General features: G+C 66.3%; 19 protein-coding genes. 8 read left to right on the top strand and 11 right to left on the bottom strand.

Features of this window, described 5'->3' with window-relative positions; translation table 11 throughout:
- The first annotated feature begins 11 nt into the window (after positions 1-11).
- Complete coding sequence (locus ACP696_RS13730; RefSeq protein ID WP_426043914.1) at positions 12-143, top strand: hypothetical protein; 132 nt, start codon at positions 12-14, stop codon at positions 141-143.
- A gap of 84 nt (positions 144-227) precedes the next feature.
- Here the strand turns inward: ACP696_RS13730 and ACP696_RS13725 are convergent, their stop codons facing one another.
- Positions 228-1,169 (bottom strand): electron transfer flavoprotein subunit alpha/FixB family protein, encoded by a 942-nt coding sequence (locus ACP696_RS13725; RefSeq protein ID WP_426009371.1) that lies wholly within the window; start codon positions 1,167-1,169, stop codon positions 228-230.
- Positions 1,169-1,915: an electron transfer flavoprotein subunit beta/FixA family protein gene (locus ACP696_RS13720; protein ID WP_426009369.1), complete on the bottom strand. Its 747-nt coding sequence runs from the start codon at positions 1,913-1,915 to the stop codon at positions 1,169-1,171. Before ACP696_RS13720 ends, ACP696_RS13725 begins: the two co-directional genes overlap by 1 nt.
- A 253-nt stretch (positions 1,916-2,168) precedes the next feature.
- Between ACP696_RS13720 and ACP696_RS13715 the strand changes: the two genes are divergently transcribed.
- Entirely contained in the window at positions 2,169-2,432 is a 264-nt protein-coding gene (locus ACP696_RS13715; protein ID WP_426009366.1) for a hypothetical protein, read from the top strand.
- A 42-nt stretch (positions 2,433-2,474) separates the two neighbouring features.
- Here the strand turns inward: ACP696_RS13715 and ACP696_RS13710 are convergent, their stop codons facing one another.
- Together ACP696_RS13710 and ACP696_RS13705 are read right to left on the bottom strand one after the other, a co-directional pair.
- Positions 2,475-3,053, bottom strand: coding sequence for a cob(I)yrinic acid a,c-diamide adenosyltransferase (locus ACP696_RS13710; RefSeq protein ID WP_426009364.1), 579 nt, complete (start codon positions 3,051-3,053; stop codon positions 2,475-2,477).
- A 110-nt stretch (positions 3,054-3,163) separates the two neighbouring features.
- On the bottom strand, positions 3,164-3,361 hold the full coding sequence (locus ACP696_RS13705; protein WP_426009361.1) for a twin transmembrane helix small protein: 198 nt from the start codon (positions 3,359-3,361) through the stop codon (positions 3,164-3,166).
- 344 nt (positions 3,362-3,705) lie between these two features.
- Between ACP696_RS13705 and ACP696_RS13700 the strand changes: the two genes are divergently transcribed.
- From ACP696_RS13700 to ACP696_RS13690, 3 genes are all read left to right on the top strand, one after another.
- Positions 3,706-3,939, top strand: a complete 234-nt coding sequence (locus ACP696_RS13700; protein ID WP_426009358.1) for a hypothetical protein — start codon at positions 3,706-3,708, stop codon at positions 3,937-3,939.
- Positions 3,936-4,583: a TetR/AcrR family transcriptional regulator gene (locus tag ACP696_RS13695; protein ID WP_426009356.1), complete on the top strand. Its 648-nt coding sequence runs from the start codon at positions 3,936-3,938 to the stop codon at positions 4,581-4,583. The genes ACP696_RS13700 and ACP696_RS13695 overlap by 4 nt, the downstream gene beginning before the upstream one ends.
- An 83-nt stretch (positions 4,584-4,666) precedes the next feature.
- Positions 4,667-5,269, top strand: coding sequence for a TetR/AcrR family transcriptional regulator (locus ACP696_RS13690; protein ID WP_426009354.1), 603 nt, complete (start codon positions 4,667-4,669; stop codon positions 5,267-5,269).
- On the opposite strand, the gene ACP696_RS13685 is transcribed toward ACP696_RS13690, so the two are convergent.
- The gene (locus ACP696_RS13685) at positions 5,266-5,451 is read right to left on the bottom strand and encodes a hypothetical protein (protein ID WP_426009351.1); all 186 of its coding nucleotides are present in this window, start codon (positions 5,449-5,451) and stop codon (positions 5,266-5,268) included. The two genes, ACP696_RS13690 and ACP696_RS13685, sit on opposite strands and share 4 nt — an antisense overlap.
- Positions 5,452-5,548: 97 nt before the next feature.
- A complete protein-coding gene (locus ACP696_RS13680; RefSeq protein WP_426009349.1) occupies positions 5,549-7,153 on the bottom strand; it encodes a serine hydrolase in 1,605 nt (534 codons plus the stop codon).
- Between the two features lie 127 nt (positions 7,154-7,280).
- On the opposite strand from ACP696_RS13680, the gene ACP696_RS13675 reads away from it, so the two are divergent.
- Positions 7,281-8,252 carry a sugar phosphate isomerase/epimerase family protein gene (locus tag ACP696_RS13675; protein WP_426009346.1) on the top strand — a complete coding sequence of 324 codons (972 nt, stop codon included), beginning with the start codon at positions 7,281-7,283 and terminating at the stop codon, positions 8,250-8,252.
- A gap of 119 nt (positions 8,253-8,371) precedes the next feature.
- Here the strand turns inward: ACP696_RS13675 and ACP696_RS13670 are convergent, their stop codons facing one another.
- Together ACP696_RS13670 and ACP696_RS13665 are read right to left on the bottom strand one after the other, a co-directional pair.
- Positions 8,372-9,139, bottom strand: a complete 768-nt coding sequence (locus ACP696_RS13670) for an alpha/beta hydrolase family protein (protein WP_426043913.1) — start codon at positions 9,137-9,139, stop codon at positions 8,372-8,374.
- A 482-nt stretch (positions 9,140-9,621) separates the two neighbouring features.
- Positions 9,622-11,316 carry an acyl-CoA dehydrogenase family protein gene (locus ACP696_RS13665; protein WP_426009340.1) on the bottom strand — a complete coding sequence of 565 codons (1,695 nt, stop codon included), beginning with the start codon at positions 11,314-11,316 and terminating at the stop codon, positions 9,622-9,624.
- Between the two features lie 118 nt (positions 11,317-11,434).
- On the opposite strand from ACP696_RS13665, the gene ACP696_RS13660 reads away from it, so the two are divergent.
- Positions 11,435-12,061 carry a glutathione S-transferase family protein gene (locus tag ACP696_RS13660; protein ID WP_426030859.1) on the top strand — a complete coding sequence of 209 codons (627 nt, stop codon included), beginning with the start codon at positions 11,435-11,437 and terminating at the stop codon, positions 12,059-12,061.
- A gap of 45 nt (positions 12,062-12,106) precedes the next feature.
- On the opposite strand, the gene ACP696_RS13655 is transcribed toward ACP696_RS13660, so the two are convergent.
- Complete coding sequence (locus ACP696_RS13655; protein WP_426009334.1) at positions 12,107-12,328, bottom strand: hypothetical protein; 222 nt, start codon at positions 12,326-12,328, stop codon at positions 12,107-12,109.
- A 215-nt stretch (positions 12,329-12,543) separates the two neighbouring features.
- On the opposite strand from ACP696_RS13655, the gene ACP696_RS13650 reads away from it, so the two are divergent.
- Positions 12,544-13,134: an SH3 domain-containing protein gene (locus ACP696_RS13650; RefSeq protein ID WP_426043912.1), complete on the top strand. Its 591-nt coding sequence runs from the start codon at positions 12,544-12,546 to the stop codon at positions 13,132-13,134.
- 105 nt (positions 13,135-13,239) lie between these two features.
- On the opposite strand, the gene ACP696_RS13645 is transcribed toward ACP696_RS13650, so the two are convergent.
- Positions 13,240-16,692: a class I SAM-dependent DNA methyltransferase gene (locus tag ACP696_RS13645; protein WP_426043911.1), complete on the bottom strand. Its 3,453-nt coding sequence runs from the start codon at positions 16,690-16,692 to the stop codon at positions 13,240-13,242.
- Between the two features lie 93 nt (positions 16,693-16,785).
- Entirely contained in the window at positions 16,786-17,895 is a 1,110-nt protein-coding gene (locus ACP696_RS13640) for a Rieske 2Fe-2S domain-containing protein (RefSeq protein ID WP_426043910.1), read from the bottom strand.
- Positions 17,896-18,001: the final 106 nt, after the last annotated feature.

Raw genomic sequence — 18,001 nt, 5'->3', positions numbered from 1 at the left:
CAGGTGCTCCGATGAAACTCCTCCTGATCGCCGCCGTCGCCGTTCTGTCGCTGCTGGTTGCCGCCGGCGACAAGGTCGGCCCGCCGCTGCGGTACGGCGACGCGGTGTGGTCGGCCACCATGCCGATCCACAGCCCGAAGTGAGGGGCCCCGCCTTCATCGCAGCGCCCAAAGAAAAAGGCCCGGGATCGCTCCCGGGCCTTCTCCATTCCGCTATCCGCGAAAGCCTTACTTACCAGCCGCCGTCAGGGCGTCCATCAGTTCGGGTACGACGGTCTTGTAGTCGCCCACCAGGCCGTAGTCGGCGACCTGGAAGATCGGGGCGTCGCTGTCCTTGTTGATGGCGACGATGATCTTGCTGTCCTTCATGCCAGCCAGGTGCTGGATGGCGCCCGAGATGCCGATGGCGATGTACAGCGCCGGGGCGACGACCTTGCCGGTCTGGCCGACCTGGTAGTCGTTCGGCGCATAGCCCGCATCGACTGCCGCACGCGAGGCGCCGACGGCGGCGCCCAGCTTGTCGGCCAGCGGCTCGATGACCTTGGAGAACTCCTCGGCCGAGCCCATGGCGCGACCGCCGGAGACCACGATCTTGGCGGCCGCCAGTTCCGGACGGTCGGACTTGACCATCTTTTCGCTGACGAACCGGGCCTGGCCGGCTTCCGCGCCGCCGACGGTTTCCACGGGGGCCGAGCCGCCTTCTTCCGCCGCCGCGAAGGCGGTGGGGCGCACGGTGATCACCTTCTTGGCGTCCGAGGTCTGGACGGTCTCGAGGGCGTTGCCGGCATAGATCGGGCGGGTGAAGGTGTCGGCCGAGACGACCTCGACGATCTCGCTGATCGGGGCCACATCGAGCTTTGCGGCGACGCGCGGCGCGAAGTTCTTGCCGCCCGAGGTGGCGGGCACGAGGATCGCGTCGTAGTTACCCGCCAGGGCCAGCACGGCGTCGGCCTGCGCCTCGGCCAGACCGTGGCCGAGAGCGTCGCTCTGGGCCAGCAGCACCTTGCGCACCCCGGTGATCTTGGCCGCTTGGGCGGCCACGGCGTCGGCGCCCGACCCCAGAACCAGCACGTCCACCTCGGACGACAGTTTCAGGGCGGCGGTGACCGTCTTGTGGGTGCCATCGCGCAGGTGCGCGTTGTCGTTATCGGCGACGACGAGAACGGCCATCAGAGCACCCCCGCGGTTTTCAGCTTGGAAACGAGATCGGCGGCGGTCTCGAGCTTGACGCCCGCCGAACGCTTGGCGGGCTCGGCGACCTTGACCACCTTGAGACGCGGCGCGACATCGACGCCGTAGTCGGCGACGGTCTTGCTGGCGATCTCTTTCTTCTTGGCCTTCATGATGTTGGGCAAGGAGGCGTAGCGCGGCTCGTTGAGGCGCAGGTCGGCGGTGATGACGGCCGGCAGATCGACGTCCAGCACCTGCAGGCCGCCATCGACCTCGCGGGTGACCTTGGCGGTCGAACCGGAAACCTCGACGGCCGAGGCATAGGTGGCTTGCGGCCAGCCCAGCAGGGCCGACAGCATCTGGCCGACGGCGTTGTTGTCGCCGTCGATGGCCTGCTTGCCCATCAGGATCAGGTTCGGCTGTTCCTCGGCGGCGACGGCGGCCAGCAGCTTGGCGACGGCAAGCGGCTCGGGATCGGCGTCGGTGACGATCAGGATGCCGCGATCGCCGCCCATGGCCAGGGCGGTGCGAATGGTTTCCTGCGCCTGTTGCGGACCAATGCTGACAACCACGATCTCGGTGGCGACGCCCTTTTCCTTGAGACGCACGGCTTCCTCGACCGCGATCTCACAGAAGGGGTTCATCGACATCTTGACGTTCGCAAGGTCGACGCCGGTCTGATCGGGCTTCACCCGGACCTTCACATTGTAATCGATAACCCGTTTGACCGGGACCAGAACCTTCATCGGTCTACGCCGCCTCCTGGCTAGTTTTTCCTGCCTGCGCCGACGGAATTAGCGCGTTGCGGCAGGTTTGCAAGTTTCCCCTGACGTAAGCGTAATGCATTATCGGCCGAGGCGTTCAAACAATCGTAGGCCACTTGCGCGGCCGCGTCTGCTGCGCTGCACACCGAAGCTGAGGATTGGCGTGGCGCCGCGCTGGCGCGGGTGTGCGTAGAACCCTCTGGCCACTGGCTCGGCGGGCGATTATGAGGCGTTCATGAAGAGCAACATCATCCAGCTGCAGAAGATCTTCTTCGGCATCTTCCTGGTCTCGTGCGCCAGCGTCTTCGCCTACCACTATTTTTATGTGTGGCCGAAGGAGCGCTGCGGCGAGCGCGGCGGCGCCTGGGCGGAGAAGTGGATGAAGTGCGGCACGGTCTACCCGATCGAGCGCCTGACCATGCGGCCGTCGAACCTTCCGCCGATCAATACCGACCCGCAGAAGATGGAAGGTCCGTCGGTGTCTCGGCCGGCGAAGTAGATAAGACCCTTTCCCTCTGGGAGAGGGTTTCTCGAACGCCCCCTACCGCGTCGCCCCCGGCTTCCACAGCACGTCTGCCGCGCCGTCGTCATTGGCCCGGCGCGAGGCCACGAACAGCAGGTCCGAAAGGCGGTTCAGGTACTTGAGCGCCGGCTCGCTGACGATTTCGCCCTCCACGCTCATCAGCTCCACGACCGAGCGTTCGGCTCGCCGGCAGACAGTGCGGGCCACGTGCAGGGCGGCCGAGGCGGGCGAGCCGGCCGGCAGCACGAACGAGGTCAGGGGCGAGAGTCTGGCGTTGATCATGTCGATCTCGCGCTCCAGCCGCTCGACCTGGCTGTCGACCACCCTAAGCGGCTCCCATTCCGGCTTTTCGTTCTGCTCGGGGGTGGCCAGGTCCGCGCCCAGGTCGAACAGGTCGTTCTGGATGCGCTCAAGCAGGGCGTCGAGTTCGGCGTCTGCCTTCGTGTGCTGGCGCGCCACGCCGATACAGGCGTTGGTCTCGTCGACTCCGCCATAGGCCTCGACCCGTATCGACGCCTTGCTGACCGGCTGTCCGGTCGAAAGCCGGGTCAGACCCTTGTCGCCGGTGCGGGTGTAGATGCAGTTGAGCGTCACCATGGGTCGAAGGTTCCGTGTTGGCCGCGCCAGTGGCAAGGCGCCCTGGGGCAAGATGTCCTAGCGCGAATGGCGCAACCCTCTGGCTTACTCGACCATTAGGGGAGTCTGGTTTAGCGACCGCGCCACCAGAAGGCGGCCATCAAAACCACCACCGCCAGGAACTGCAGCGCCACGCGCAGGCGCATCAGCTTGTTGGAATGGGAACGTCCGAAGTCGCCGCCCTTGAACAGGGCGAAGATGCCGAAGCAGAGCGTGATCAACACGGCGCCAAGGGTGACGGGGACGAGAAGGTCGAACAGTTTGTCCATGGCGGCAAACTAGGCGCTCGCTCCAGGCTTGGCCAGAGCGTCTCGCAGCGCACCGAGAAGGGGAGGGTCCCCGACCGCCGTTTGATCCGGCGTACCGATCCGACACTGCGTTCGTCGACTCTGTTCGTTGAGTGCATTTGTCGCAGTGACGCAGATCTACCGGTACCATACACAGCTCAAACGCTGCTGTTCGGCGATTTTAGTTCAGTTCCGAGTTGCAACCCCTTGAAGCTGAGGGTACACGCGCCAACTTCGAATTTCCGTACGCGTTCGCTGAACATGATCAATTCCTCACCGCAGGTCATGTCAGCGCCATTTCCCAGCGGCGAGGCAGGAGAGACCCGATGGCTCAGAGCGCCCGCAGCGCCGACGCCGCCGCCGATTTTTCCGCGTCCGAGCGCGATGAAGCCATGGTGGAAGTCCGCCAATTGATCACCGACCTGCGCGACGCCGCTCAGGATGGCCGCGCCCTGGCGCTCCGATACGCCGAGGTTCTTCAGAACGTCGTCGATGAATATTGCATTGAATTCGAGAAGCGCGCGGAAGCCGCGCTTGCTCGCCTGGAGTCCGTCGCATGAGTTTTGTTGCTTTGAATCCCGGGTACAACACCGAAACCCCGATCAAGATGACCCGCCGGGCGCTGGCCAAGCAGCACACCCGCGAGCGCGTCCTGTCGGCCGCCCGCCGCCTGTTCACCGAGCGTGGCTATGAGGGGGCGACCATCCGCGATATCGCCCAGGCCGCCGGCATGTCGACGGGCGCCGTCTTCGCCAGCTTCGCCGACAAGAGCGAGTTGTTCGACGAGATCCTGACCGCCGACTACGAGGTCATCTACGCTCAGATGAAGCAGGCTGGCGCCAATGCCGTCAGCGTCGAGGAAGGCGTGATCGGCATGTTCGCCGTCGCCTACGGCTTCCATGTTGAGCAACTGCCCCTGTTGCAGGCCAGCATCGCCGTGTCCTGGACCCGGTCGGAAACCGCCGAGCGCCGTAACCGCGGCCACCTGAAGCACATCTTCACTTTGCTGAGTGACGTGCTGATCCGCGGCGTCGAACGCGGCGAGCTTAAAGCCGCCGCCGACACTAAGCTGCTCGCCGAGATCATCTGGGACGTGTATGTCGCCAACTATCGCCGGGCGATCTTCGACGCCTGGACGGTTGAGGCACTGCTGTCGCGACTTTCGGATCAACTGAAGGTCATTCTGGCGGGCGCGCGCGCTTAAGAACCGACCGGGGGCGGCCGCCCCTTGCCGGAGAGGCCGCTCCCAGATGCATTTGTGACGCAGGCTATCCGGGGGGACGGTGCTTGGGCGTACGGGAAGAGCAGAAACAGGCGACGCGTGAGAAGGTCCTCGAGGCCGCGCGAGACCTGTTCAACGACACGGGCTACGACGAGACGACGATCCGCGCGATCGCCGAACGGGCGGGCGTTTCGGTCGGCAGCGTCTTCACAACCTTCGCCTCCAAGGCCGAGGTGCTGAGCCACGTCATGGAGACGCGACTGGCCGACCTCTACGCCGAGTTCGACCGGGTGGTGCCGTTCCTGCGCGGTGCGACCGCCGACCGTCTGTCCTCGATCTTCGCCATCCACTACGCGTTCGAGACGCGCCGGGTGAAGCTGTTCCTGGCCCACATCGCCGCGTCCTACAGCCCCTCCAACGACCCTGGCGTCACCCCTTACGGCCGCAATGTAAGGCTCAATTCCATGCTCCGCGAGGTGCTGGACGACGGAAAGACGCGCGGCGACGTACGGCTCGATCTTGACTCCGACCTGACCATCAATGTGCTCAAGGCCGCCTATGCCTGGAACTATCGCCTGGCTGCGGCCAACGGGGCCCAGGCCAACGAGCTAGCGGCCGCCATGGACCAGCAGATCGTGTTCATCGCCGAAGGCTGGCGGCCGCGTTAAGACAGCGCGCGGATCAGGGTGTCAAAGGCTTGCCGCGTGGGCTGGACCAGCTTCACGACCCCGGTCCCCTTGAACGCGTAGACCATCACCGCCGTCAGGCTGAGCAACAGTGCGTTTTCCACGGCCGAAGCGGCCCTGGTGTCTTGGGCGAAAGCGCGCAGACGTCGATATGGGCGGGGCATCAGTGTCCTTTTTCGGGATCGAGAATCCTCCAGCCGGCAAGTGTGAGGCCGCACGTCGTGAACCCTCTCCCGCTGGGAGAGGGTTTCAAATTGCAGGCTAAACCTTTGTCAGCCGCAGATCCTGATAGTCATACGAGAAGTCCGCCAGCGGCGAGACCGCCCGCATCGTGGCCCCCACAACCACCCCGGCCTTGACCTCGAACACCATGAACGCGTCCTCTTGCGAGCGGTCCTCGAACCGCGTGCGGAACGTATCCCCATCGAAGGTTTCCAGCGTGCCGCGCAGAGCGGGGGTCTTGTCGAAGGCGATCTTGAGCCCCTTCTTCACCACGCTGACCGTGATCGTGCCGTACCAGGGATCGCGGTAGGTCCCGACATAGGCGGCCAGCGGTAGGCTTGGCTTGACGCCGCCGCCCTTGGGGGTGACGGCCTCGGCGGCGTCCTTGATGGTCTTGGCGTCGGTGGTGGCCTGGACTCGCTTGGACGAGCCGATCCAGTCGAAGTCGGCGCGGCCCTGCAGCCGATCGGGGCCGCCATAGCGCAACGCCCGGAAGAGCGGGGCCTCCTCCGCGTTGGTCATCACCATGATCCCCGACTTCCGGCCCGGCAGCAGACCCGTATAGGAGATGAAGCCGGCCAGACCGCCGGTGTGCGACAGCAGCCGCTCGCCGCGATGGTCCTGGATGAACCAGCCCAGGCCATAGGCCTGCATCGTCGGGCGCACGGGGTTGTCGGCGGTAGGGCCGTCGGCCCAGGCGGTGATGGTGTGGGGCTTCCACATCTCGCGCGACGAGGCCTCGGTCCACAGCTTTAGCCCGCCGGGCGTCGCGCCCAGCCCCAGCTGGACCTGCAGCCACTTGCCGATGTCGCGCGCGGAGGTGTTGAGACCGCCCGCCGCTCCAGCGGCGCCGAAACTGCCGTCGAACGGCAGCACGGTCTGCGGTCCCAGGCCCCGCACCGGCGGACCCATCCGCGCATGCGGCTCGGCCCGCGATCGATCGCCGATCATTGAGGGCAGGGGCACGCTGTCGCTCATGCCCAGGGGATCCAGGATCCGCGTCTGGATGAAGTCTTCCCAGGGCTTGCCGGTGACGGCGGCGATCACCTCGCCGGCCACCACATAGAGCACGTTGTCATAGGCGTAGCCGGTGCGGAAACCCTCGCCCAGCGGCAGGTGCTTCATGCCGGCCACGATGTCGGCGCGGCTGTGGGTGGGGTTGGGCCAGATCATCAGGTCGCCGGCCCCCAGGGTCAGGCCGCTGCGGTGGCACAGCAGGTCGCGCACCGTCATCAGCTTGGTGACCACCGGGTCGCTCATCTCGAAACTGGGCAGATAACGCGTGACCGGCGCATCCCACTCGACCTTGCCGGCCTCGACCAGCATGGCCAAGGCGGCGGCGGTGAAGGCCTTGGTGTTGGACGCCACGCCAAACAGGGTGGAGTCGGTGACCCTGTCGGTCCCGCCCATTCGCTTGACGCCATAGCCCTTGGCCAGGGTGATCTGGCCGTCCTCGACCACGCAGATCCCCAGGCCCGGCTCGTCTGGGAACGCGGCCATCACCTGCTGGGCGTAGAGGTCGATCGCGGCGGCGGCCTGGCCGGTCTCGGCGGCCCGCGCCGAACGCGGCGTGGCGACCAGGGCGCCGGCCCCGACGGTGGCGAAGGCCGACAACAGGGCGGCGCGGCGGGTGGTGGCGATCATGCGGGGTCCTCGTATAGAGGCCGCAGCTAAGCCTGCGTCGGTGTTTGGGGCAAGGCGCGCGGCGCGCGACGGCCATCGACGCGGCGCGGGATCAATGCATAGTCCGAGGAAGATGCAGGAAACGGAAATGCTTGACCTCACGCGACGCGGCCTTGTCGGGGCCATTGGCCTCGGCGCAGTGACCTTGCCCGGCGTCGGCCTGGCCGCCGCCCAGCCGTTCTTCGCCCGCACCGGCCTGCCGATTGGGTTGCAGCTCTACACCCTTGCCGACCAGGCCAAGGCCGATCTGGAGGGCACGCTGCGCGCCGTCGCCGCGATCGGCTTCAAGACCATCGAACTGGCGGGCTATCAGGGCCGCACCCCGGCTCAGCTGCGCGCTGCGATGGACGCCGTGGGGCTGAGCACGCCCAGCGCCCACGTCCAGGTCCAGGCCCAAGGCGGCGAGTCCAGCCTCGACGGCGACCTGTCGCGGCTGGCCGACGAGGCCCACATCCTGGGGGTCAAGCGGATCGTCATGCCGATCTTCTACACGCCCGCGCGCTTCGACCTGAAGCCCCGCTCGGGCGAGGCGTTCGGCCAGGTCCTGGGCCGGATCGGCGGCGCCATGACCGCCGACGACTGGAGCTTCAACGCCGACTTCCTCAACGCCAAGGGCGCGGTGCTGGCCAAGTCCGGGCTGAGGCTGGCCTATCACAATCACAATCCCGAGTTCCGGCTCCTAGCGGACGGCAAGCCCGGCGCACGCACCGGCTACGAGATCCTGCTGGCCCGCACCGATCCGACCCTGGTCGAGTTCGAGATGGACGCCGGCTGGGTCGCCGCGGCGGGCCAGGACCCCTTCGCTCTGCTGAAGGCCCACCCGGGCCGGTTCACGGCCATGCACGTCAAGGACATCAAGGCGACGACCAAGCCCAACTTCGTGTTCGTCCAGGACCCGACCGAGGTGGGCTCCGGCATGATCGACTGGACGCGGTTGCTGCCGGCCGCCTACGCCGCCGGGGTGCGCGACTTCTTCGTCGAGCAGGAACCGCCGTTCGCGCACTCGCGGCTGGAGTCGGTGGGGGTTAGCTATGGGTATCTGGCGGGGTTGAGGGCGTAGGGTCGAGGCACTGTGAATGGGTGTCGGGTTTTGGCGCCCCAGCCTTGGCCCGCTTTCGACCCCATAGCGGACATTTGATCGCAACGGGGTCCTCGCGCTTGAGCCGACGACTAGCTGGGTCAATCGGCAAAGCAGCTCCGTTCAATGAAGCTCTGTGCGGCGGCCGAGGCTTCAGACGGATTATGCCCACCGTCGAACTCGAGGGCCGTAAACGGCGCCTTGGCTGCGCGAAGAGCCTCCACCAGCGGTACATAGTGGTCGGCGAACGGGGCTGCGGGATCGTGACGACCGCCTGCGACGAAGATCGGACGATCCGCCAGATCAGCGGCGCGCTGGGCCAAGCCTGATGTGCCGGACTCCAGGGTAATCGCGTTCATAAAGCCGTCGACGCCATCCGGTCCGAAGCGGGTCGAGGCGGGATCGGCAGCGACGGCGTCCAGATCAGTCTTCCAGGCCGTCCGATAGCTTGCGTCGGAGCCCCAACGCGCACCGATCACGCCCATGTCGGCGGGAACGAGAACCACAGCGCACCGTACGCTGTGGTCTGCCGCCGCCGTCTGCAACGCGACCCAGCCGCCATAGCTAACGCCGAGCACGCCGATCTCAGTCGGATCCACCCCGCTGGCGGCGTCCTGCTTGAGCCAGTTTACGGCGGCGGCCCCGTCCTCGCGCGAGTGTCGCAGGCTGATGGCCCCGCCCGATGACCCCGTGCCCCGATATTGGGGTAGCAACACGGTATAGCCGGCGGCTTGCAGGTCGGTCGCTATGCGAGGGATATTTGGCCCCGCAGGAAAGCCGTTAAACAGGACGATGGCCGGACGCGGCCCTTCACCGACGCCACCCAGAATGCGGGCTGAGAGCGTGGTGTCGCCGGATGAAATCGTCACCTCCCTTACGGGCTGTTGTGCAAAGGCAAGCCCGGGGAGCGCCAGTAGGGCGATGGCGGCGACGAACGATTTCAAGGGATGCCTCGGGCTCAGGAACGCCAGTGCAGATCGCGCCGACCAAGCGTGACCTTAATAGCGGGACCCGCACCATCGCAACTTAAGCTTTTGTCATGACACAGCGTTCATCGACATGTGGCGAGGGATCCGGTGGCTTGGCGACGTCCGCTAACCACCCTTCCCAGTCCTTCGAAAGGTCCGCTTTCTGGCCCCAGCCAGCATCCGCCCCGGATGCGGCCCGCCGTGGCCGGCGGGTGGGAAGGGGCTGGACATGTCCTGCTTGAGGCAGCCAAAAGCAGCTGCCACCCCGGACGAACGCGTAGCGCGCTGATCCGGGACCGGGGCGTGAACGGAGGCGCTTCCGGCGGTCCCGGATCGGCGGCCCCTCGGGCCTTGTCCGGGATGACAGGATGGGAGCGGGGGGGCTAGTTCCCCTCCTCCAGCAGCCGCCTCGCGATCACCTGCGCCTGGATCTCGCCGGCGCCTTCGAAGATGTTGAGGATCCGCGCGTCGGCCAGCAATCGGCTGGCGACATATTCCACGGCGAAGCCGTTGCCGCCGTGGATCTGCAGGGCGTTGTCGGCGGCGGCCCAGGCGACGCGGGCGGCGATCAGCTTGGCCATGCCGGCCTCCAGGTCGCAGCGCTTGCCCTCGTCCTTCTGGCGGGCGGCGAAATAGGTCAGCTGGCGCACGCCCATGATCTCGGCGGCCATCATCGCCAGCTTGTTGTGGACGCGGGGGAACTCGAAGATCGCCTGGCCGAACTGCTGGCGGTCCAGAGCGTAGGCCAGGCCGGTTTCCAGCGCCGCCTGGGCCACGCCGACGGCGCGGGCGGCGGTCTGGATGCGGGCGCTCTCGAAGGTGGCCATCAGCTGCTTGAAGCCCTGGCCGGGCACGCCGCCCAGCAGGTTCTCGGCCTTCACCGTGAAGCCGTCGAAGGCCAGCTCATATTCCTTCATGCCGCGATAGCCGATCACCCCGATCTCGCCGCCGCTCATGCCGTCGGCGGGGAAGGGCGCTTCATCCGTGCCGCGCGGCTTCTCGGCCAGCAGCATCGACAGGCCGCGATAGTCGCTGGTGTCGGCTTCGGTGCGGACCAGCAGGGTCATGACGTCGGCGCGGGCGGCGTGGGTGATCCAGGTCTTGTTCCCGGTCACTAGATAGGCGTCGCCGGTCAGGGTCGCACGGGTGCGCAGGCTGCCCAGGTCCGACCCGGTGTTGGGCTCGGTAAAGACGGCGGTCGGCAGGATCGAGGCGTCGGCGATCTTCGGCAGCCAGTAGTGCTTCTGCGCCTCGGTGCCGCCGGTCAGGATCAGCTCACCGGCGATCTCCGAGCGGGTAGCCAGCGAGCCGACGCCGATCCAGGCTCGCGACAGCTCCTCGGAGACCACGCACATGGCCATCTTGCCCATGCCGGCCCCGCCATATTCCTCGGGGATGGTCAGGCCAAACACCCCCAGGGCGCCCAGTTCCTCGACCAGTTCGATGGGGATCAGCTCGTCCTTCAGGTGCCATTGGTGGGCGAAGGGCGTGACCTTCTCCTCGGCGAAGGCGTGGAACTGGTCGCGGATCATCTCGAAGGTTTCGTCGAGGCCGGTGTTTTCCAGCGTAGGGCGACCTCGGGCCTCGGCCAGTCGCCGGGCGATGCGGGTCTTCACCGCCTGGGTGCCGCCCTCGACCATCAGCTTCATCAGGCCGTTGGAATAGAGCCGGTTCAACACGGCCCGGTCGGTGACCAGATGAGCGGGGCGGACGATCTCGCCCTGGTTCATCGGCACGCCGCCGACCAGCTGGGCGCAGTATTCGGAGAACAGCAGTTGGGCCAGCAGGGCCTCGATCTCGCCGAACCGGCCCTCGGCCTCCAGCCGCTCGGCCCAGCCGGCGACCTGGTTCAGCAGCTCGGCATAGGCGGCGTACCAGCCATAGCCGTGCACCTGGTGCTGCTTGTCGTCGGCCAGCTTGCGGTCGATCTTGCCGCCTGCGCCCGTGATCGCGGCCTTCACCGCCGGCTTGGCCTCGGCGACGAACAGCTGGGCGGCGCTGGCGGCTTCGCGCAACAGCACGGTCAGACCCGGCAGGATCAAGCTTTCCGAAGTTTCCTGAACGACCGTATCGGTCATGGCTTGCTCCCGTGCGCCAAACAGTTGTTTTCTTTTACTCTGGAGCCTTTCGCACCTGCGAGCAATGCCGCAGTGCAACATAATGGGGGGCCAAAGGCTAAAAAGGCAGGGAACAAGCATGCTCGTCGTCCATCACCTCAACGAATCGCGCTCGCAGCGGATCCTCTGGCTGCTGGAGGAACTCTCCCTGCCCTACGAGATCCGGTTCTACGAACGCGACAAGCAGACCCGCTTGGCGCCGCAAGCCCTGCTGCACGTGCACCCGCTGGGCAAGTCGCCGGTGCTGACCGACGGCGACGCCACGATCATCGAGAGCGGGGCGATCACCGACTATGTCATCCGCCGCCACGCCGGCGGCAAGCTGGCGCCCGATCCGGCCTCGGCCGACTACGACGCCTATCAGCAGTGGCTGCACTATGCCGAGGGCTCGGCCATGCTGCCGATGCTGCTGCGGATGTATGTCGGCCGGCTGGGCGAGGCCGGCGCGCCGCTGCACCCGCGCATCGAGAGCGAGATCGCCAATCATCTGGCCTATGTCGAGGGGGCGCTGGAGGGCCGCGACTTCTTCGTCGGCGACGGCTTGACCGGCGCCGACATCCAGATGAGCTTCATCGCCGAGGTCGCCAAGGCGCACGGCAAGCTCGCCGACTATCCGAACCTGGCCGCCTGGATCGAGCGCATGCATGCGCGTCCGGCCTGGCAGGCGGCGCTGGAAAAGAGCGGGCCGTACAAGCTGGGGGAATAGGACGCTCTGAAACCTTCTCCCGGAGGGAGAGGGTTTCGCAAGTCCTCAACCCACCTGGAAGTAAGCCGTGTCGCTGCCCTCGGAGTGGGCGACCACCATCACATCCATCTCGACCCCGTCGTCGAGGGTCAGGCGGGCGCGGCCGGCGCGGAAGGCTTCGCGCATGGCGTCGGGGTCGCCGGTGACGGCCCCCTTGCCGCCCCGCGAGCCGTTCAGTTCATTGACGAGATGGACGGCGAATTCGACGGGGCGGCTTTCGCGGGCCACGAGGAGCGCGCCGGTACCGATGCGCGCGGGCTTTGAAGGTTTAGGCATGAATGGTGAACGGCCGAGGCGGCGTTTAGCTGCACCACGTACGGCGTGGAAAATTCCCAGATGAACGAAATCTGTCGGCGCGCCGCCCGTCGCCGTTCAGCTTCACCTTGTCATGGTGTGTCTCAAGGGGCCGGGACGCTCCGCACCATTCGCAAGGGACCACGACCATGAGCATCATCATTCTGACCAAGAAGATCGGCCTCAAGCAAATTGGGATGGGCCTGGCCATGACCGCCACCGCCCTGACCCTGGCTGTTGCTCCCACCAGCGCCAGCGCCATGTCGCAGAAGCTGGGCGGCGTCATCGGCTGCAACGCCTCGGGCGGCAAGCAGGAAGTCGGCGCCGTGATCGGCGGCCTGCTGGGCGCCGTCGCTGGCAACAAGCTGGCCAAGCATGACCGCAGCACGGGCACGGCCATCGGCGCCGTGGTCGGCGCGGGCGCGGGCTCCTATGCCGGCTGCCAGATGCAGAAGACCCGCGCCGCAGAAAATGCCGGCGGGGCCTACACCAGCGACGGCATCCGCCTCGCCGACTCGGTCGAGGCCGCGCCGATGACCGCGATCAAGGGCAAGTACGTCGCCCGCTCGACCCTGAACCTGCGCGGCGCGGCCTCGACCCGCGGCGCCAAGATCGGCTCGGTCCAGGCCGGCGAAGTGTTCCAGGCCCTGGGCCGCACTGGCGACGGCAAGTGGATCCTGGTCGGCCAGGACGGCGTCGGCGTCGGCTATGTCAGCAGCGCCTACGTCTATCGGGCCTAGGCCCCAACAGGTTCTGGCGGGCCGCGTAGCCTAGAGGCCCGCCCGTGCGGCAAGCCCGTCTGTCCCCCGGCAGGCGGGCTTGTTGGTGTTTGGGGCGCTCGCGATCTAGACGGGTCGCTGCAGCGTAAAGGCGCCGCCATCTTCAGTGGGGTGTGCGTAGCCCAGGCGGGCCAAGGCCTTCAGCGCGCCATCGACGCGGGGCAGGATATTCTTGCCCTTGTAGCCGGCGGCGATCTGGACGGCCGTCAGCGGGCCGGCCGCGGCGGCCAGGGCCGCCATGACCGCCAGATGCTGGCCGGTGCGGTCGGTGGGGAAGGCGATCTTGCCGGCCGCCACCGCCGGGACGTCGCCGATGAGGTCGCGCACCTGCTCGGGTCCGGCCACCTGGTCGCGGGCGAAGCGGGCCTTCTGATAGTCGGGGCGCAGCCAGCGCACCTCGCCGCGGGCCTCCTCGGCGGCGCGTTCGGCGTTCAAGGCGACTATGCGGGCCAGGCGCTGCTCGGTTGTCTCGCCGGCCGGCCAGCCATAGGCCTCCAAGGTCAGGCGATCGATGGTCTGGTGCAGTTCGTCGAGGATCAGCACCGAGCCAGCCTGGAAGTCGGCGCCCTCCTGGGGGGTCATCGCCTTGCCGGACGCTTGCTGGGCGCGGCGCCCCTCCAGGGCGTTGTACAGCCGGGTCAGGGTCAGGTCGGGATATTCGGCCAGCCGCGCCTTACGAAAGGCGTCCAGCCGTTCACCGGCCTCGGCGAGGGCAGCGCGCTGGGGGTCGGTCATGACGGGGAAGGGGAAGGGGTCGAAGCAGTCTGTTTTCACATAGACGGGATCGTTACCCATACCTAGCCAGCCGCCGGCGCGAAGCGACCAGTTCACGTGTAAATCCGATGACAGCAAAGCTAAGAGGCTCGCTGAGTCCGAGGCGATGGCGACCAACTTATTGTCTGGCAGTATAGATTTGTCGAGAAACAGAAATGTTCTGTGACGCGCAGTTTCGACGGTGGCAATATATCTTCTTATTTCATCAAGCGCCTTTCTTAGCTCTGGAATGTTTTCTCCGAATAACCACCAATTCTCTCTTCTATATGCTCTCTCATTCCATTCCCGGCCTGTCCGCTTTTTCTTGGCGTTCACCTTTGGAATTCCGTTCACATCATAATCATAGCGCACATGCCACGAAACGTGTTGGTAGACTTCGGGAAACCGATGCTGAATTTCAGTGTCCTTCAATCCATAAAGATCAATTACCAGCTTGCCGCGATCATGAGTGGTGAGATCATGGCCGCGAGCATATTTGCGGATGTGCGCTTCGAGCCCTGTTCGTCGGCCTAAGCCGAGATGCTCTGCTTCCGATGGCGAGAGTATAAAGCCTGCTCCGTGTAGAACGACGCCTCTAGCGCTGACCCCATTGTTTGCCATTAGAGCGGCAACACGGGTCACGTCTACACCGACGGTCAAATCCGAATTAATCGGTCCTACTACTTCGCTGGTATCAATTTCTGGTTGATCTGTATCGAGTTCGGCCTCGCGATCTACATACAACAACTTCCCTGCGTGCGAGCCGGCTTGAGCTGCTGTCATAGCGATCCGCACAGCAGCGGCATCTTTGGTCGCCTTAGTCCACGGATGGTCATCCACCGCGAATACGAGTGAAAGCGGCTTCTTGGCCGTCATCCATCGCGCTATGACCCGTCGCTGGAAAACCTGGGTGATCGAGTTGGTCGTGACCAAACCGAACCGCCGCAGCTTTGAGCCCTTGCGCGTCAGGATGTCGGCGCAGCGGTCCCACCAGTACATCACGAAGTCGGCGCTATCGTTCATCGCCGGGTGGATTTTCCACAGGGCCTCGACATAGGCGTCGCCCTGTTCGGCGCGCAGGTCCTTGCCCCCGATAAACGGCGGGTTGCCGACGATGAACGTCGCCTCGGGCCAGGGCGGCAGACGGGGGTTGGGATAGCGCGTTCCTCCGCCGCCCACGATCGGGCCGTCGTGCAGCAACACGGCGTCCACACAGGCGTCGGCGGCCTTGCGGCGGCTGGCGACGGGATTGATCGTCCGGAAATCCTCCAGGACCGGGTCGCGCTCCGAGACGTCACCCTGGCGGTACAGGGTCTGCAGATAGCCGATCCGCAGCACCAGCTCGGTGATGGCGGCGGCGCGCGGATTCAGTTCCAGACCGAAGAACTGGCTGGGGCCGACATCGCGGCGCAGCAGCTCGGCGCGCACGCCGGCCTCGGCCTCCAGGCTGCCCAGGGCGTCCAGCACCTCGGCCTCCAGCGCCTTCATCAGCTCGAGGGTGACATAGAGGAAGTTGCCGGTGCCGCAGGCCGGGTCGAGCACCTTGGTCAGGGTGAGTTGCTCGTGAAAGTCCGCCACGGCCTTGCGGGCGCCGGCCAGATCGCCCTCGGCGCGGGCCTGGTCGACCGCGCCCTGCACGGCCTTCCAGTCCTCGCGCAACGGGTCGATGACCGTGGCGGTGACCAGCCGCTCGACATAAGGCCGTGGCGTATAGTGGGCGCCGAGCCGCGAGCGATCGACCGCCGAGAGGGCCTGTTCCAGCAAGGTGCCAAAGATCGCCGGCTCGACCTGCTTCCAGTCAGCCTTGGCCGCCTCGATCAGCGCGCCAATGGCTTCCGGACCCAGCGGGAAGGCGCGACGGTTCTTGTAGAAAGCGCCGTTGAAGCGGCGGACGGCGATACGCAGGGCCACGCTGTCGCCGCCCTCGTCCATGGCCTTGAACAGGTCGCTGGCCAGCATCATGAAGCTGGCGGGGGCGCTCAGCGCCTCCTGCAGCATCTTGCTGAAGCTCTCCTCGGGCAGCAGCCCGACATCCTCGGCGAACATCGCGAAGAGGCAGCGCATCAGGAATGTGGCGGCCTCTTCGGCCGGCGCGCCGCTCTGCTCCAGATCCTTGGAGACCTCGGCCAGGTGGACGGCGATCTCGCGCGTGGCCCGCGCCCGCTCAAGAGCCGGGTCCAGCGATAGCGGCTCGGTCCAGATGGCCTTCAGTCGCGCCTGGATTTCGGGCTTGGCCAGGTCGGCCAACGCGATGTGGCGGGTCTTCGGGCTGGGGAAGGGCCGGTAGTTGCGGCCCTGACCCGTGAAATCTGCATAGACGTCAATGCCGCGCCCGACGTCGCAGACCAGGATGAACGGCGGCCGATCATGCTGGGCGTCCAGCCGGTTGGCGTAGTCCCAGGCCTGGGAGAAGGCGTTGCGCATCAGGGTGTCCCAGCCGTTGGGACGCTCGCGCGCCTGCTCCTTTTCCAAGGTGAACAGTTCGGCCTGGCCGAGGATCGCGTTCTTACCACCCGCCAGACGCGACTGCTTGGCCTCGAGAATGAAGCTGTTTTGCTTATAGAGATCGATGCGAAGCGGCTGCGCCTTGTCGCCGCGCACGGGGTATTCAAAGCGATAGGCCAGCCCGCTCGAGGCCGCGCCGGCGGGAGCCGGGGCCGGTAGTTCGAGCGCCTGGCAAAATTCGCCCAGAAACATCTGGTAGTCGGCGCGCTCGGCGCCGCCGACCAAGCCTCGCCAACGCTCGATGAAAACTTCTACCTGCACGCCATGCCCCGCTTACGCGCGCAAGCTATGCGGGAAGCAGGGCGCGAGGCAAGACATCGGTCGTCAATGGCGAACTGTCGTCGCGTCGCCGCCCTAGGTCCGCCACCGCAGCGTCGTCTTTTCCACCGGGTTCTGGAACGGCCGGCGCTCGCGGTGGGCCGCCGCCCATTCGCGCTTGAGCTGGTGGTACCAGCGGCCCTGCTGGTCGGCGTCGCCGACCCACATCAGGGCGGGGTTGTCGCGCAGGCCGCGGGTCTGGGCGGCGACGATCTTGCCGTCCTGGCGCAGGAAGGTCCGGGCCGCCAGGCGGATCACCGGATAGAGCAGGGTGAAGGCCGGGTGGTCGGACCAGATGATCTGGTTCATCCGGGTCTTGCCGGCGTTGATCGGGGTCATGGCCGACAGGGCCAGCACCTGCTTGTCGCCGACCTTCACATGCTCCCAGCGCAGGCCGGGCAGGCGGAAGGTGATCTCGGTCAGGGGCTCGCCGCCGAGGATGGCATAGGCCTTGGAGTTCTTGCTCGGCTCGTGGCGCACCATGGTGAAGCCGGCCTCGCTGGGGGCGAACGTCTTGTGCTTCTCGTGTTGGCTGGCGGTGGTGCGCCACCACCACTGCTGGTGCACGAACGGGCCGTGGGCCGGGTCGATCAGACCCAGCACCGCGTGGTCGATATGGATGTCGTAGTCCAGGTGATCGACCAGCTTGGGCTTGCCGCCGACGATCCCGGGGATCACCGGGGGCGAGCAGGGCGGCTGGCCGTCGAAATGGACGTCGCCCGACATCCAGATCCACACCAGGCCCTGGCTCTCGACCAGCGGATATTTCCGCACCCGCACCTTGCTGATGTCGAGCGGGTTGTCGGCGGTCAGCGACGGGATCTTGGCGCAGCCGCCATCGGTGTGGAACCGCCAGCCGTGATAGGGGCATTCGACCGTCTCGCGGCCGTCATCCTCGGTCCGCACCTTGCCGGCCGACAGCTTGGCGGCGCGGTGCGGGCAGACATCGCGCAGGGCATAGACCTCGCCACCCTTGGTGCGGCCGATGACCACCGGCTCGCCGAGATATTCGCGGCTTTCCATCTTGCCGGGCTTCAGCTCGGGCGACAGGGCCGCGACGTACCAGGCGTCCATCACGAAGCCTTCGCCGAATTTCACGGCTTTCGAAGCTGGCCGCGCGGCCTGCATTTGCGCATCGTCAGCCATGTGTAGCGTCGTCCGACTGTGCAGCCTGTTCAAGCAAAATCCGACCCCGCGCGAGGCGGTCCCCGGATCAGATCTCACGGCAAGCTATTCCCAAGGGCGCAATAGG

Origin of the sequence: Caulobacter sp. DWR3-1-2 (genome assembly GCF_049896225.1) — a bacterium.
Lineage (GTDB): Bacteria > Pseudomonadota > Alphaproteobacteria > Caulobacterales > Caulobacteraceae > Caulobacter.
This window is presented reverse-complemented; position numbering and strand designations above follow the sequence as displayed.

Coding starts and splice junctions, on each gene's coding strand:
- ACP696_RS13715 (WP_426009366.1), top strand. CDS start 2,169: ATGAAGAGCAACATCATCCAGCTGCAGAAGATCTTCTTCGGCATCTTC.
- ACP696_RS13700 (WP_426009358.1), top strand. CDS start 3,706: ATGGCTCAGAGCGCCCGCAGCGCCGACGCCGCCGCCGATTTTTCCGCG.
- ACP696_RS13730 (WP_426043914.1), top strand. CDS start 12: ATGAAACTCCTCCTGATCGCCGCCGTCGCCGTTCTGTCGCTGCTGGTT.
- ACP696_RS13710 (WP_426009364.1), bottom strand. CDS start 3,053: ATGGTGACGCTCAACTGCATCTACACCCGCACCGGCGACAAGGGTCTG.
- ACP696_RS13665 (WP_426009340.1), bottom strand. CDS start 11,316: ATGACCGATACGGTCGTTCAGGAAACTTCGGAAAGCTTGATCCTGCCG.
- ACP696_RS13675 (WP_426009346.1), top strand. CDS start 7,281: ATGCTTGACCTCACGCGACGCGGCCTTGTCGGGGCCATTGGCCTCGGC.
- ACP696_RS13685 (WP_426009351.1), bottom strand. CDS start 5,451: ATGCCCCGCCCATATCGACGTCTGCGCGCTTTCGCCCAAGACACCAGG.
- ACP696_RS13650 (WP_426043912.1), top strand. CDS start 12,544: ATGAGCATCATCATTCTGACCAAGAAGATCGGCCTCAAGCAAATTGGG.
- ACP696_RS13640 (WP_426043910.1), bottom strand. CDS start 17,895: ATGGCTGACGATGCGCAAATGCAGGCCGCGCGGCCAGCTTCGAAAGCC.
- ACP696_RS13720 (WP_426009369.1), bottom strand. CDS start 1,915: ATGAAGGTTCTGGTCCCGGTCAAACGGGTTATCGATTACAATGTGAAG.
- ACP696_RS13695 (WP_426009356.1), top strand. CDS start 3,936: ATGAGTTTTGTTGCTTTGAATCCCGGGTACAACACCGAAACCCCGATC.
- ACP696_RS13680 (WP_426009349.1), bottom strand. CDS start 7,153: ATGATCGCCACCACCCGCCGCGCCGCCCTGTTGTCGGCCTTCGCCACC.
- ACP696_RS13660 (WP_426030859.1), top strand. CDS start 11,435: ATGCTCGTCGTCCATCACCTCAACGAATCGCGCTCGCAGCGGATCCTC.
- ACP696_RS13705 (WP_426009361.1), bottom strand. CDS start 3,361: ATGGACAAACTGTTCGACCTTCTCGTCCCCGTCACCCTTGGCGCCGTG.
- ACP696_RS13725 (WP_426009371.1), bottom strand. CDS start 1,169: ATGGCCGTTCTCGTCGTCGCCGATAACGACAACGCGCACCTGCGCGAT.